General features: G+C 74.4%; 5 protein-coding genes. 1 reads left to right on the top strand and 4 read right to left on the bottom strand.

The features are described 5' to 3' along the window. The first annotated feature begins 110 nt into the window (after window positions 1-110). Complete coding sequence (locus tag ACFV8H_RS12120; protein WP_380398834.1) at window positions 111-1496, top strand: hypothetical protein; 1386 nt, start codon at window positions 111-113, stop codon at window positions 1494-1496. Between the two features lie 89 nt (window positions 1497-1585). Here the strand turns inward: ACFV8H_RS12120 and ACFV8H_RS12115 are convergent, their stop codons facing one another. The 4 genes from ACFV8H_RS12115 to ACFV8H_RS12100 form a co-directional block, all read right to left on the bottom strand. Continuing rightward, window positions 1586-2641, bottom strand: a complete 1056-nt coding sequence (locus ACFV8H_RS12115) for a zinc-binding dehydrogenase (protein ID WP_380398891.1) — start codon at window positions 2639-2641, stop codon at window positions 1586-1588. Window positions 2642-2733: 92 nt separating this feature from the next. Then, entirely contained in the window at window positions 2734-4398 is a 1665-nt protein-coding gene (locus ACFV8H_RS12110) for a phytoene desaturase family protein (protein ID WP_380398889.1), read from the bottom strand. Between the two features lie 14 nt (window positions 4399-4412). After that, window positions 4413-6107 (bottom strand): phytoene desaturase family protein, encoded by a 1695-nt coding sequence (locus ACFV8H_RS12105; protein ID WP_380398832.1) that lies wholly within the window; start codon window positions 6105-6107, stop codon window positions 4413-4415. Continuing rightward, the gene (locus ACFV8H_RS12100) at window positions 6094-15474 is read right to left on the bottom strand and encodes an amino acid adenylation domain-containing protein (RefSeq protein WP_380398830.1); all 9381 of its coding nucleotides are present in this window, start codon (window positions 15472-15474) and stop codon (window positions 6094-6096) included. Before ACFV8H_RS12100 ends, ACFV8H_RS12105 begins: the two co-directional genes overlap by 14 nt. Window positions 15475-15502 lie beyond the last annotated feature (28 nt).

Below are 15502 nucleotides of genomic sequence, written 5' to 3'. Positions count from 1 at the left end.
GCTGTTCGTCGGGACGTTCGCTGACGTAGGGTCGGCGTTCGCCCACGCACAGCAGGCTTGCTCCGCCCCACCGTCCCCGCACCAACTCCCCCGCGTCGAAGGGTAGTCCCGTGCTCCTTTCCCCCCGCCGTCTGCTGCCGCTGGCCGTCGCCGTCGCGGCGGTCCCGGTGCTCGCCCTCCCGGCGGCGCCCTCCGCCGCCGCCTCGTACGGCACTCCGACGATCACCTTCTCGGCCGGCTACCTGTCCGGCGCGGTGGGCGCCACCGGCGACCCGACGGTGGGCGTCACGGTCGCCCAGAGCGGCGCCCCCGCCTCGGCACTGACGGTCGCGGCCTCGGCCAGCACCAAGGCCTCGGTGGCCCGGACCGGCGACGTGACGGTGACCGGCGGCGGCGCCGCCCGCACCCTGGCGGTCGCCGCCCAGGGCGTCGGCTACACCGACCTGACCGTCAAGGTGACCGGCCTGGGCGGAAAGACCGCCACCCGCACCCTGCACTACGCCGCCTCGGCCGCCGTCCGCAACTCCGCCGCGAGCCGCTACCTGACCGGTTCCAGCGACGCCTCGGCCGCCGTGGACGCGGGCGGCGGCTACGTCCTGGTCGGCGACGACGAGTCCAACACCCTGCGGCTCTACGACCGCAACAACTCCGGTGCCCCGGTGCGCAGCTGGGACTTCAGCTCGGTGCTCGGCGTCAGCAAGGAGATCGACATCGAGGCCGCCGCGCGGGTCGGCGACACGATCTACTGGACGGGCTCGCTGGGCAACAACAAGGACGGCAAGGTCAAGCCCGACCGGCACACCCTGTTCACCACCAGGGTGACCGGCTCCGGCGCCGACACCCAGCTGTCCCTGACCGGCTCCTACCAGGGTCTGCGCGACGACCTGATCGCCTGGGACAGCGCCCACGGCGACCGCTACGGCTTCGCGGCCGGCGCCGCCGAGGGCCAGGCGCCCAAGCAGGTCGACGGGTTCAACGTCGAGGGCCTGGAGTTCGCCCCGGGCAGCTCCAGCACCGCGTACGTCGGCTTCCGCGCCCCGCTCACCCCGGCGGTCACCGGCGGCCGGGCGCTGCTGGTGCCGGTCACCAACTTCTCGTCCCTGTTCGACGGTTCGGGCACCCACGCGACCATCGGCGAGCCGATCGAGCTGGACCTCGGCGGCCTGTCCGTCCGCGACGTGCGCCGCAACGCCCTCGGTCAGTACGTGATCGTGGCGGGCTCCTGGGCGGCCGAGGACAACTCCGCCCCGTACGCGCTCTACCGCTGGGACGGCCGGCCGGGCTCCAAGCCGGTCAAGCTGCTCGACCTGCCCACCAGCGACGCCGGCGCCTGGGAGGCCGCCCCGGACCTGCCGGACCTCGACGCCCCGGGCGCTCGCGTCCAGCTGATCACCGACAACGGCTCCGCCGACCTCTACGGCGACGGCACGGACGCCAAGGACCTCACCCACCCGGAGTGGAAGAAGTCCCGCAGCACCTGGTTCACCCTGGGCTGACCCGGGGCCCGCAGGCCGTCAGGCCCGCACCCCCGACCCGCAGACCGGCCCCTCGGCCCCGCCAGGCCGAGGGGCCCTTCCGGCTCCGCTCACAGCTCGACCAGCACCTTCCCCCGGCTCGCCGAACGGTCGACGTACAGGCTGCGATAGGCGGCCGGGATGCTGTCGAAGCCCCGGTGGACGGTCTGCTGGTAGCGCAGTTCCCCGCTGCGCACCAGGGCGCCGAGGTCCCGGCGCAGCGCGGCCCAGTTCTCCTCGGTGAACCACTCCAGCGCGAAGATGCCGCGGATCACGGTGCGCGGGAACATGATCATCGGCAGCAGCCGGGGGCCCGCCCAGGCCCCGCCGACCTGGCTGCCCCACTGCCAGCAGACCGCGACCCGACTGTCCACCGAGAGCATCCCGAAGACGGTGTCGGTGAGCGTGCCGCCGAGGCTGTCGAAGTAGCGGTCGATGCCGTCCGGGGCGAGCTGGGCCAGTTCCTTGGCCAGCCGCTCCGGGTCGTCCCCGTCGCGGTACTCCAGCACCGCGTCGAAGCCCAGCTCCCGCAGCCGGGCGGCCTTCGCCGGGGTCGCGGTGGTGCCGATCACCCGGGCGCCGCGGTGCCGGGCGAGCTGGCCGACCACCGAGCCGACCGCGCCGCTGGCCCCGCTGACCAGCACCGTCAGCCCGGGGCGCACGTCCAGGAACTTCTCCACCGTCCCCCAGGCGGCCATCCCGGGGCCGCCGAGCAGTCCGAGCGCGGTGGTGACCGGCAGCTGCTCGTCGTAGTCGGCGCGGTCCAGCCGCCGGAAGGCCGGGAAGACCATCGGGAAGGTACCGGTCTGCCAGAGCCAGGACGCCCCGTTGCCGATCACGTGGCTGCGCCAGCCGCCGAAGCCCTGCACCAGGTCCCCCACGGCGAACCGCGCGGCGGGTCCGGCCCGCACCACCTCCATGATCGAGTCGGCGCCCATGTGGTCGCCGACCGGGGTGTCCAGCGCGATGCCCTGGAGGTACGGGTCGACCGACACCCAGCGCGTGCGCAGCAGCATCTCGTCCTCGGCGAGCCGGACGTCCACCTCCTCGACGACCTTCTCGTACATCCGGTCGACGTCCGGCACCCCGTCCGCGTGCGCGCGGACGACCCACTTCTCGATCCGCACCTTCCCGGCGGTCAGCACGGATGCCGCGGTCCTGACGGACTCGTTCACGGACTCGTTCACGGACGCATTCACGGACTCGCTCACGGACTGGCTCACGAAGTGACTCCAAACTGGCGGTCGTCGGGGCCGACCGGGTCGGTGATCAGGGTGGGCGGCGGAGCGTGGTCGTCCACCTCGGCGGTGAACGGCCGGCCGTCGTCGCGGCAGATGAACTGGACGACGTGCCGGCCGGCGGCAGCCGCGCGGATCAGCCCGCCGGTGGTCGCCCAGACGCCGGAGAGGTAGAAGTTGGCCAGGCCGGGCAGCCCGGGGCCGTTGCGCTTGATCTCCTCCTCCAGGGTCTCCCCGCCCTCCACGAAGGGCTGCCAGCCGAGCACCGTGCCGTCGTAGTTGCCGGTGTAGCGGACCTGGGTGAGCGGGGTGGAGACGTCCTTGACGGCCACCGCCTCCCGCAGCCCGGGGTGGTGGCCGTCCAGGAACTCGATGACGGCGTCCCGCACCCGGCGCTTCTCCCGCTGGTACTCCCGGCCCCGGCCGACCGGCAGGGTGTGCAGCTCCTCGCCGCGCCGCTGCCGGACGGCCTGCTCGGGGCCGGTGCTCAGGGCCCGCCAGGGCGCGATGTCGCAGAAGTAGCTGGCGTAGACGACGGTGGTCCCGGCGGGCGACAGCTCGGGGTAGTGCCGGCTGCGGAACTGGATGTTGATGCTGGGGTGCCGGATGCCGGTGAGTCGCGCCGCGAACTCCTCCTCCAGCAGGTAGGTGCTGCACGGGTCGCCCGCCGGGAACGGCGTGCGCAGGCCGAGGAAGACGGTGAGGTAGCCGGGGAAGACCATGCCCGGCTCGGTCAGCGTCTTCGTGTACAGCCGGCGGTAGGTGTCGTTCAGGTAGCGGCCCTTGAGCAGGTCGAGCATGGTGGTGCGGCCGTCGCAGGCGGCCACCACGACGTCCGCCCGCACCTCGCGCCCGTCGCTCAGCCGCACCCCGACGGCGGTGTCCCGCTCGACCAGGATCTCGGTGACCTTGGCGTTGTACGTGATCTCCCCGCCGAGCCGCCGGTAGCGCTGCTCGACCGAGCGCGCCAGCCCCAGCGAGCCGCCCTCCGGCACCCCGGCGGACTGCCCGGCGTGCGAGGCGAGTTGGAAGTACGTCGGCAGCACCGGGAAGTTGGGGTGCTTCTCGTACAGCACGAAGTTGAACGCCTCGCGCAGCAGCGGGCTGCGGAACCGCGCCGAGTAGTCGCTCATCAGCACCGAGATGGAGCGCCGGATCACGTTGAAGTACGGCAGGAAGGAGGCGAGCATCCGCCAGCGCTCCCACCGGCCCATCAGCCCGACCGGCTTGAGGAAGGGGTAACGGGTCAGCGCCAGGCGGAACTTGCGCAGGCCCGCGCAGAACTGCCGGATCTGCCGGGCGTCCTCGGGGGCGAGGTCCAGCAGGTGGGCCTCCAGCCGGTCCGGGTCGGAGTAGAAGCGCACCGCCCGGCCGTCCCGGGTGCGCACCACGTTGAACACGTCGAAGTTGCGCATCCGCTTGCCCTGGAGGGCGCCGAGTTCGAGCCAGATCCGGTGCATCTCGTTGCCCGGACCGCTGCCCAGCAGCCAGCTGACGCAGCAGTCGAAGGTGAACTCGCCGCGGTCCCAGGCGGTGCAGCAGCCGCCGGGCAGTTCGTGCATCTCCAGGACCTGGCTGCGGTAGCCGTTCATCTGCGCGTAGCAGCCGGTGGACAGGCCGCCGAGGCCGCCGCCGATGATGACCATGCTCTGCCTGCCGCTCATTCGGCCGCTCCCCGGTCCGGTGCTCCGACGGTGGCCCGGTCGAGTTGCGGCAGTCGGCCCCACTTGCCCGGGTGCCAGGGTTCGCGGTCCTCGCTGGGCCAGGCCCGGAACGGTCGGCCGAGTTCCTGGCAGAGGTACTGGGCGGCGTAGCGGCCGCTGGTGGCGGCCCGGATCAGGCCGCCCAGCGAGGCCCACTGGCCGGCCATCGAGAAGCCGGCGAGGCCGGGCAGTCGCATCCGGTCCCGGTTGACCAGGCGGTTGGCGGTGTCCTCGGCCTCGGAGAAGGCCTGCCAGGCGAGGATGCTGCCGCGGGTGTTGCCGGTGAACCGCTCGGTGGTCACCGGCGAGGCTACGTCGACCAGTTCGATCCGGGCGCCGATCCCGGGGTGGACGCGGTCCAGGAACTCCCGCACGAACGCGGCGACTTCCTGCTTGCGCGCCCGGTAGGCGCGGCGGTCGCGGATCCGCAGCTCCTTCCAGGACCGGTAGTCGCTGAAGTAGGTGCAGTGCAGTACGGACTTGCCGGGCGGGGCGAAGCCCTCCGCGTAGTTCGAGCGCAGCTGCACCACCAGGCTCTGCTGGAGCGAGCCGGGCAGCCGGGCCGCGTCGGCCGGGCTCAACAGGTAGGTGGTGCAGTGCGGTTCGCCCGCCGGCAGCGGCCCGTCCAGCCCGACGAAGGCGGAGACCACCGCCGGGTAGAGGTTGCCGGGCTTCTCCAGCAGCTCGCCGTAGAGCCGGTCGGTGACGGGGCTGGAGTAGCGGCCGCGCAGCAGCCGGTCGAGCACCGTCGGTCCGTCGCAGGCGGCCACCACGTGGTCGGCGAAGTACCGGGTGCCGTCGCGCAGTTCGACGCCGACGGCGCGGTCGTCCTCGATCAGGATCCGGTCCACCCGGCAGCGGTAGTCGATCACCCCGCCGAGCCGGGTGTACCGCTGCTCCACCGAGCGGGCCAGCCCGAGCGAACCTCCCTGCGGGAAGCCCGCGTTGCCGGTGTGGGCGGCCGCCAGGGTGTAGAGGTAGGGCAGCATCGGGAAGCCCGCCGGCTCCTGGAGGAACATGGTGGGGAAGGCCCGGCGCAGCAAGGGGTCCTGGAAGCGCTCGGCGAACCGGCTCATCGGGGTGGCTGCGGTGCGCCAGAACAGCCGGAAGGCGGGCAGCACGGTGCGCAGGGTGCGCAGCCGTTCGGCGGTGCTGCGCAGCGGCGGCGGGGTGAGGTCCCAGGGCAGGTCGAGGGCGACGAAGCGGCGCAGGTCGCGGCAGAAGGCGCGGATCGGCGCGGCGTCGCCGGGGGCGAGGGCCAGCAGGTGGGCCTCCAGCCGGTCCGGGTCGGTGTGGAAGGTGACGGCCCGGCCGTGTTCGTCGACGACCCGGTTGAAGGTGTCGAAGTGGGTCACCGACTTGCCGTCCAGGGCGCCGAGTTCGCTCCAGACCTGGTGGGCGCCGGTGCCCTCGGCGGTGCCGATCAGCCAGTCGATGCAGTAGTCGAAGAGGTAGCCCTGCCGGGACCACGCGGTGCAGCAGCCGCCGGGCAGGACGTGCTTCTCCAGGATCCGGGTCTCCAGCCCGCTCATCTGCGCGTAGCAGCCGGTGGCGAGGCCGGCCAGGCCGGCCCCGATCACGATCACCCGGGGCGGGCCGGCGGCGGTCCGCTCCCGGCGGGGCCAGTGCGGCCCGCGGTCAGCGGCGGCCATCGGCGGTGCCTCCCGCCAGTACGGAGGCGCTTCCTTCGGCCGGGACCCCGGTGGCTCCTCCGGTCGGGGCGGAGGTGGTTCCCCCGGCCAGGACGGCGGCGGCCAGTTCGGCGTTGCGGGCGGCGAACTCGCCGTCCAGCATCTCGGCGTGGCTGCCGTGGCCGGCGTGCACGGCGGTTCCGGTGGTGGAGGCGCCGTGCCAGGAGCCGGGTTCGCCGCCGGTGTGGACGGCGAGCCGGTCGCGCTCGCAGAGCACGTCCAGCCGGGCCCGGACGCTGCCGGTGTTGGGGGTCCTGCTGCAGAACTCCAGGTAGTCCCTGGCCTGGTGCAGGGTCTCCTGGGCGACGATCCGGGAGCCGGTGTGGCGGTGCAGGTGGTCCTGGAGCTCCCGCTCGAAGACGGCCACGTGCTCCTCCCCCAGGTCGAAGGCGTCCAGGACCCGGTAGGCGTCCACCAGCAGCACCGATTCGACCGCGCGCCCGCGCCGCTCCAGCTCCTTGGCCACCTCGAAGGCGAGGTTGCCGCCGAGCGAGTAGCCGAGCAGCCGGTACGGCCCGGCCGGGTGCAGTTCCTCGACGAGGTCGGCGTAGCGCCCGGTCTTGTCGTCGCCGGTCAGGTAGTTGAAGGCGGCGATCCGGTGGCCGGGCAGGGCGGCGGCGAGCTGCCGGTAGACCAGTCCGTGGCCGCCCGCGGGCGGGAAGCAGAAGACCGTACGGCCGTCGGGCACTTCGGTGTTGAACCACAGGTGGGGCTGGCCGCCGGCCACCTCGCCGGTGATGATCTGCTCGACGGTGCGGGCCATGCCGTGCAGGGTGGTGACCTTGAACAGCAGGCCGACCGGGATGCTGATGTTGAACTCGGTCTGGAGGTGGTGGATCAGCTCGATCAGTCGGATGGAGCTGCCGCCGAGCTCGAAGAAGTCGTGCTGGAGGCCGACTTCGGGCACCCCGAGCAGCTGCTGCCAGTGTGCGGCGACCCGCTGCTCGTAGAGGGTGACGGGCGGTTCGTGGCGCGCGCCGCCGGTGTCGGCGGCGGGCTCGGGCAGGGCGGCGAGGTCGACCTTGCCGTTCGGGGTGAGCGGCAGGGCGGGCAGGGCGGTGAGGTAGGAGGGGATCATCACGGTGGGCAGGTGTTCGGCGAGGTGGCGGCGCAGTTCGCGGCGGTCCAGCGTGACGCCCTCGGCGGGCACCAGGTAGGCGGCCAGGGCGGGTTCGCCCGCGCCGTCCCGGCGGACCGTCACGCAGGCCTCGGCGACCTCGGGCCGGGCGGTGAGGTGGGCCTCGATCTCGCCCGGCTCGATCCGGTGGCCGCGCACCTTGACCTGGTTGTCGATCCGGCCGAGCAGGTGGGCGGTGCCGGCCGTGTCCCAGCGGCCGAGGTCGCCGGTGCGGTAGAGCCGCCGGGGCGTGCCGTCCAGGTCCATGACCCGGAACCGCTGCTCGGTCTGGACCGGGTCGTTCGGGTAGCCGGCCGCGACGCCCGCGCCGCCGATCCACAGTTCGCCGGGCACCCCGGCGGGGACGGGCTCGCCGTAGCGGTCCAGGACGTACAGCGCGCTGTTCGGGAAGGGCCGCCCGATCGGGACCATCCGGCCGGGTTCCAGTTCCTCGGCGTCGCCCTCGTAGTAGCTGCTGTCCACGGTGGCCTCGGTCAGGCCGTAGGAGTTGACCAGCCGGGTGGCCGGGCCGCACAGGGCGCGCAGCCGGTGGTGTTCGGCGGCCTTCCAGGAGTCGGAGCCGACCACCAGCAGCCGCAGGAAGTCCAGCCGCAGGCCGTCGCGTTCGCAGTGCGCCAGCAGGGCGCGGGCCACGGCGGGCACGAACTCGCCGCAGTCCACGGCCTCTTCGCGCATCACCCGGTACAGCCGGGCGGTGTCGAAGAGCAGTTCGCGGTCGACCAGGACGAGCGTGCCGCCGGTGCCGAGGGCCCGGGCGAGGTCGCCGGTGAACACGTCGAAGGCGGTGCCGGCCATCTGGAGGTGCACCCGGGCCTCGGTGTCCAGGCGGTACTCGGCCCGCCAGCCCGCCGTGGCGGCGGCCAGCTGGCGGTGCTGGACCAGGACGCCCTTGGGCCGCCCGGTGGAGCCGGAGGTGTGGATCAGGTACGCGGGCCGGTCCGGGTCGGCGGCGGGCAGCGGCCCGGCGGCGGCTGCGGGCCGGTCCAGGTCGGCCGGGGTGACCGGCCGGGCGGGCAGGTCGGCCGCGTCCCGGTGCCGTTCGTCGACCACCACCAGGGTCGCGCCGGCGTCGGCCAGCTGGTGCGCCAGCCGGTCGGCCGGGTGCCCGGGGTCGAGCGGCAGGTAGGCGGCGCCGGCCCGCCAGACCGCCAGCAGGGTGGTGACCAGCTCGGGCGACTTGTCCAGGCAGACCGCGACCACCGAGCCCTCACCGGCGCCGAGTTCGCGCAGCCGGGCGGCGGCGCGCTGGGAGCGCCGGTCCAGTTCGCCGTAGCTCAGCCGCCGGACGCCGTCCCGGCCGGGGGCGACCACCGCGACGGCCTCCGGGTGCTCGGCGGCGGCCTTGGCGATCAGCTCGGGCAGCGGCACGTCGTGGTCGATCCGCCGTCCGGCGCCGCTGAACTGCTCCAGCACGAGCCGCCGTTCGGCCTCGTCCAGGATCCGCAGCCGGCCGACCGGCTCGCCCTCCGGGGCCCGGGTCATGGCGTCCAGCAGGGTGCGGTAGTGGGCGGCGAGGCGCTGGACGGTGCCGGGCTCGAAGAGGTCGGAGTTGTACTTGAACACGCAGTGGAAGCAGTTGTCCGCGCGGTCCTCGTAGGCGGACAGGGTGAGGTCGAACTGCCCTTCCTCCTCGGGCAGTTCGATGTACTCCAGGCGGTAGCCGAAGCGCTCCACGGCGACCTTGTGGGTGAGCAGGATGAACATCGCCTGGAACACCGCGGAGCGGCTCGGGTCGTGCTGGAGGCCGAGCTGCTCGACCAGCAGCGGGAAGGGGTACTCCTGGTTGTCCAGCCCGCCGAGGACGCTCTCCCGCACCCGGGCCAGCAGTTCGGTGACGGTCGGTTCCCCGGCCAGGCTCACGTGCAGCGGCAGCGGGTTGACGAAGTAGCCGTAGACGGAGGCGAACTCCTCCTGGGTACGGCCGGTGACGGGGCTGCCGACCACGATGTCCGGCTGGCCGGACCACCGGTGCAGCAGCAGGTAGTAGGCGCCGAGCAGCACCATGAACGGGGTGGCGCCGTTCGCCCGGGCCAACTCGTGCACCCGGGCGGTCAGTTCCTCGTCGATCCGGAAGAACTCGGAGGCCCCGTTGTGGGTCTGCACGGCCGGGCGGGGCTTGTCGGTGGGCAGGGCCAGCACCGGCATCCCGGCGGGCAGGTGGCCGCGCCAGTAGTCGAGCATCCGCTGCGCCTGCGGCCCGGCCAGGAAGCGGTTCTGGTGGTTCAGGAAGTCCAGGTAGCGGGCGGCCAGCGGGGGCAGTTCGGGGGTGCGGCCGCGGCGCAGCGCCTGGTAGACCTCGAACAGCTCCTCGATGAAGGTGAAGGTGGAGATCGCGTCCGAGACGATGTGGTGCACGGCCTTCATCAGCACCCAGCGGTCCGGGCCGCGCCGGAACAGCCGCAGCCGCACCAGCGGGTCCTCGGCCAGGTCGTACGGCCGGCGGTACTCGCGGACGATCAGCGCGTGGATCTCCTCCCAGGGGCGGCCCTCGACGTCGAACAGCGCGGTGTCGGCGACGGCTTCGGCGCGGATCCGCTGGACGGGACGGCCCTCCTCGGCGGTGAAGGCCGCGCGCAGTCCGGGGTGCCGGGCGACCAGGAAGGCGAAGGCGGTGAACATCAGCTCCGGGTCGAGTTCGGCGCACACCTCGACCGCGCCGCCGATGTTGTACGCGAAGCCGTCCGGGTGGAGCTGGCGCAGGAACCACAGGGCCTGCTGGTTGTGGGTGAGCGGGTAGCGGGCCTCGTCGGTGTGGAGTTCGACCTCGGCCTGCTGCGGGCCGCCCTCGGTGGCGAGCTGTTCGGCCAGGCCGGCGGTGAGCAGCTCGACCAGGTCGGCCACGCTGCCGTTGCTGAGCAGCGCCACCACCGGGAGGGCGACGCCGAGTTCGCCGTGCACCCGGGCGCGCAGCTCCATGGCGAGCAGCGAGTCCAGGCCGTGGGCGCCGAGTCGGGTGTCGGGGGTGATCCGCTCGACGGCGGTGCGCAGCACGGCGGCGGCGGCCGCGCCGAACCGTTCGGCGACCAGCTGCCGGCGGGCCTGCGGGTCGGCGGCGCGGTAGCCGTCCAGGAAGCCGCCGGTCTCGGCCGGGGCCTGTGCGGCGGCGCCGGCCGCGAGCTCGGCGACCAGCGGCGGCGGGGCCGGGTACCAGGCGAGGAAGGTGGGCCAGTCGACGACGGTGGCGACCAGCAGCTGGGCGCGGTCCTGCCCGAGGACGCGTTCCAGGACGGCGGTGCCGGCCTCGGGGGGCAGCGAGCTCATGCCGCGGGCGTCGCGGTAGTGGGCGACCAGGCCGAGTTCCTCGATCATGCCGGTGGCCCAGGGCCCCCAGTCCAGGCTGAGCGCGGGCCGGCCCTGGGCCCGGCGGTGGTGGGCGAGGGCGTCCAGGAAGGCGTTGCCGGCCGCGTAGTTGGTCTGTCCGGCGGTGGTGAGCAGCGAGGCGACGGAGGCGAACAGCACGAAGTGGTCGAGCGGTTCGTCGGCGAGCAGCCGGTGCAGCAGGTGGGCGCCGGCCACCTTGGGGGCGTACCCGGCGTCGAAGGCGGGCCGGTCCATCTGCGCCAGCAGGGTGTCCCTGACCTGTCCGGCGAGGTGGAACACCCCGCGGATGGGCGGGAGTTGGCGGCGGCGGTGGTCGGCGAGCCAGGCCGCGAGGGCCGGTCCGTCGGTGACGTCCACGGTGGCGAGCAGCGGTTCGGCGCCGAGCGCCTCCAGTTCGCGCAGGAAGGCGATCCGCTCCCCGGCGGGTGTCGCGGGGTCGACGGCGTGCCAGTCGGCGCGCGGCGGCAGGGCGGTGCGGCCGACCAGGACCAGCCGCCGGGCGCCGCGCCGCACCAGGGTGCGGCAGAGCAGCCGGCCGAGCGCGCCGAGCCCGCCGGTGACCAGGTAGCAGCCGTCCGGGCGCAGCACCGGCGGCAGTGGCCGGGTGAGGCCCTCGGCGGGGCGCAGCCGGCTGGTGAGCCGGCGGCCGGCCCGCAGGGCGAGTTCCTGTTCGGCCTCGGCCGGGCGGTCGCCCGAGTGGTCGCCCGAGTGGTCGCCCGGGCGGGCGGCGGCCGGGTCGGCGAGTTCGGCGAGCAGGTCCGCGGCCTGGTCGGCGGCCGGCCGGGCCGGGTCCAGGTCGATCAGGCTGCCGCGCTGGGCGACGAGTTCCTGTTGCCAGAGCACCCGGCCGATGCCCCAGGCGGGGGCGCCGAGCGGTTCGACCCGGTCCTGCGGGCCGGTGGCCTGGGTGCCGCGGGTGACGATGTGCAGCCGGCCGTCGGGGCGGGCGGCGGCCAGCGCCCGGGCGAGGGTGATCAGCGAGTAGGCGCCGTGGGTGGCGAGCCGGTCGAGCTGCCCGGGATCGCCGGGGTCGAGGGCGTCGAGGGCGGGCAGGTCGAGGTTCCACAGGTGGACGACGGTCCGGTGGGCCGGGTCCAGCTCGGCGAACAGCCGCTGGAGGTCCTCGGCGGAGTCGGGCCGTACGGTCGTTCCGCCGTCCCCGGTGGCGTACGAGGGGCCGGGCCGGACGAGGTGGCAGCGGGCGCCGTGCCCGGCGGCCAGGGCGGCCAGCCGTTCGGCGAGGCCGCCGGCGTCGGCGAACAGCAGCAGGTCGCCGGTGGGGGCGTCGTGCGGCGCGGCCGGGGCGTCCTGCCAGGCGAGTTCGGTGAGCCAGCCGTCGATGGTGGCCAGGCCGACCGAGGCGGCCGCCCGGGCGACGTCGGCGACCTTGAAGCCGGTGATCCGCCCGAGCGGGGTGCCGTCCTCGGCGTACAGGGCGAGGTCGCCGACGAGTTCCTCGGCGCTCTCCCGGGTGACGGTGGCGTGCGCCCAGATCGGGCGGTCGCCGATGGCGTCGAGCCGGACCTCCTCGATCGAGACGGGCAGCCGGACGCTGCCGTCCTCGGGGGCGTGCAGCCGGGTGGTGAGCAGGGTCTGGAAGCAGGCGTCGAGCAGCACCGGGTGGAGGTGGTGGTCGGCGGCGCCGGGACCGAGCCGCTCGGTGGGGCGGATCCGGGCGAGCGCCTCGCCGGGCCCGGCCCAGACCTCGGCGACGGCGCGGAAGGCCGGCCCGTAGTCGTAGCCGCGCTCGGCCAGCCGCCGGTAGCAGTCCGGGCCGTCGAGGTGCCGCCCGCGTTCGCGCAGCGCGTCGAGGTCGGCGGCGGGGCCGTAGGAGCGGCGCTGGCCGGTGCGGACCCGGCCGCCGGCGTGCACGGTGGGTTCGCCGCCGGCCGGGGTGGCCGCGATGGTGAAGCGGGCGTCCTCGGGGGCGTAGCCGAGCTGGACGTGCACGGGTTCGGTGTCGGAGAGGAACAGCGCCCGGTGCAGTTCGACCTCGGCCAGCACGACCTGGCTGCCGCCGGTCAGCGCGCGGACGGCCTGGGCGGCCATCTCCAGGTACCCGGCGGCGGGGAAGACCGCCCGGCCCTCGATCCGGTGGTCGTCCAGGTAGGGCAGCCGCTCGGGGTCGAGCGCGGTGGTCCAGGTGGGCTGGGCGGCGGCGGTGCGGCGGCCGAGCAGCGGGTGGTCGAGCTGCCCGAGCCGGACCTGTTCGACCGGCTTCGGCTCGGTCCAGTGGCGCTCGCGCCGCCACGGGTAGCCGGGCAGCGGCACCGGGCACCCGGCCGGGTGCAGCGCGTGCCAGTCCAACTCGACGCCGAGGGTGTGGAGTTCGGCCAGGGTCTGGGCGACGCGCTCGGGTTCGTCCTGCTGCCGGCGGATCGACGGCAGGGTGTGCGCCTGCTCGGCGCACTCGCGGATCGCGTGGCCGAGGACGGGGTGCGGGCCGATCTCCAGGAACAGCCGGTGCCCGTCCTCGGCCATCCGCTCCACGGCGGCCCGGAAGCGCACCGGGTGGCGGACGTTGTGCCACCAGTACCCGGCGTCCAGCTCGGGCCCGAGGGCGAGCCCCTCGCGGGCGGTGAGGTGGAGCGGCAACCGGGCCCGCTGGGGCTCGATCCCGGCCAGGGCGGCGGTCAGTTCGGCCCGGATCGGGTCCATCCGCACGCTGTGGTAGGGCACTTCGACGTCCAGGAGGCGGGCGAAGACGCCCTGCCCTTCGAGCTCGGCGGCGAGTTCGCGCAGCGCCTCGGTGTCCCCGGCGAGGGTCACCGCGGAGGGGCTGTTGACGGCGCCGAGCGAGACCTGGTCGCGGTACGGGCGGATCCGGCGCTCCGCCTCGGCCTCCGGCAGGCCGACGGCGAGCATCGAGCCCGTCCCGGCCAGCCGCTGCTGGAGCGAGCTGCGGGCGAGCACCACCCGGACGGCGTCGGCCAGGTCGTAGACCCCGGCCTCGTGGAAGGCGGCGACCTCCCCGGTGCTGTGGCCCACCACCGCGTCGGGGTGCACGCCGTGGCTGTGCCAGAGCGCCGAGAGCCCCAGCTGGACGGCGAAGTTGGCGGGCTGGGCGAGCCAGGTCGCGGCCATCCGGGAGTCGGCCTCGTCCCGGCCGAGTTCGTCCAGCAGGGACCAGCCGGCCTGGGCGCGGATCTCGGCGTCCACCGCCCGGACGGCCTCCCGGTAGACCGGCTCGCTCTCGTACAGGCCCCGGCCCATGCCCCACCACTGCGGGCCCATGCCGGTGAACACCCAGGCCAGTCGGCGCTGTTGACGCTCCCGGGCCAGGCCCCGGACGACCCGGGGGTGGTCCTCGCCGCGTTCGTGGGCGGCCAGCGCCTCGGCCAGGTCGGCGGGCCCGGTGTGCACCACGGCGAGCCGCTCGGGCAGGTGCTCGCGGCGGTGCGCCAGGGTGTGGCCGAGGTCCGCCGGGCAGGCCCCGGCGGCGAGCTCCTGCCGTACGGCGGCGGCGAGTTCGGGCAGCCCGGCGGCGTCCCGGGTGCTCAGCGGCAGCACCGTGACGGCCGGTCGCCGGGCGGGGGCGACGGGGGCGGGCGGCGGCGGTTCCTCCAGCAGGACGTGGGCGTTGGTGCCGCCGAAGCCGAAGGAGTTGACGCCGGCCCGGGCCGGCCCCTGGTGCTCGGGCCAGTCGACCGGGGCGGTCGGGATGTCGAAGGGCAGCGCGGCCAGGTCGATGGCCGGGTTGGGCCGCTCCAGGTTGAGGTGCGGCGGGATCCTGCGGTGCCGCAGGGCGAGCGCGGTCTTGATCAGTCCGGCGACCCCGGCGGCGGCCTCGGTGTGCCCGATGTTGGTCTTCACCGAGCCGACGTAGCAGCGCTCCCCCTCGCGGCGCCCGATGCCGAGCACCCGGCCGAGCGCGGCCGCCTCGATCGGGTCGCCGACCGGGGTGGAGGTGCCGTGCGCCTCGACGTACTGGAGGCTGCCGGGCAGCACCCCGGCGCCGGCGCAGACCCGTTCGATCAGGGCGGCCTGGGCGTCCGCACTGGGGACGGTGATGCCGTTGGTGCGGCCGTCCTGGTTGACGCCGCTGCCGAGGATCACGGCGTGCACCGGGTCGCCGTCGCGCAGCGCGTCGGAGAGCCGCTTGAGCACCACCACACCGACCCCCTCGGCCCGCACGTAGCCGTCGGCGGCGGCGTCGAAGGCGCGCGAGCGGCCGTCGGCGGAGAGGAAGCCGCCCTTGGTCTCGGCGATCGTGTACTGCGGCGCCATGTGCAGCAGGGCGCCGCCGGCCAGGGCGAGTTCGGTCTCGCCGCGGAGCAGGCTCTGGCAGGCCAGGTGGACCGCGACCAGGGAGGAGCTGCACGCGGTGTCGATCGAGACGCTGGGGCCGCGGAAGTCGAAGCAGTGCGAGATCCGGTTGGACACCATCGTCATCATGGTGCCGGTGGCGGTGTGCGCGGCGATGGTGGTGAAGTCCAGGTCGGCGAACTGGAGGATCTTCCAGTCCAGCGTGAAGGCGCCCATGTAGACGCCGACGTCCCGCCCGGCCAGCGCGCCGGGGCGCAGCCCGCCGTCCTCCAGCGCCTCCCAGCTCACCTCCAGGAGCTTGCGCTGCTGCGGGTCCATGTGGGCGGCCTCGCGGGGGCTGATCCCGAAGAAGGCCGGGTCGAAGGTGTCGAAGCCGTCGATGTAGCCGCCCCGGCCGCCGATCAGCCGCCCCGGCTTGGCGCGGTCCCGGCTGCCCAGGGTGCCGGTGTCGTACCGGTCGGCGGGGGTGTCGGTGAGACAGTCCCGGCCCTCGATCAGGTTGCGCCAGTAGGTCCGGTGGTCGTTGGCGTGTCCCGGCAGGCGGCAGCCGATGCCGGTGATCGCGATCCGTTCGCAGGGCACGGCGAAGGGCGAGGTGGTCATGGTCCAATCCGAGGGTGGTGGCGGGGAC

The sequence above is a fragment of the Kitasatospora sp. NPDC059827 genome, from assembly GCF_042731675.1.
In the GTDB taxonomy this organism is placed as follows: domain Bacteria; phylum Actinomycetota; class Actinomycetes; order Streptomycetales; family Streptomycetaceae; genus Kitasatospora.
This window is presented reverse-complemented; position numbering and strand designations above follow the sequence as displayed.

Excerpts from the sequence above, each read along its gene's own strand:
- ACFV8H_RS12110 (WP_380398889.1), bottom strand. The coding sequence starts at position 4,398 with ATGGTCATCATCGGCGGCGGCCTCGGCGGCCTGTCCACCGGCTGCTAC.
- ACFV8H_RS12105 (WP_380398832.1), bottom strand. The coding sequence starts at position 6,107 with ATGGCCGCCGCTGACCGCGGGCCGCACTGGCCCCGCCGGGAGCGGACC.
- ACFV8H_RS12100 (WP_380398830.1), bottom strand. The coding sequence starts at position 15,474 with ATGACCACCTCGCCCTTCGCCGTGCCCTGCGAACGGATCGCGATCACC.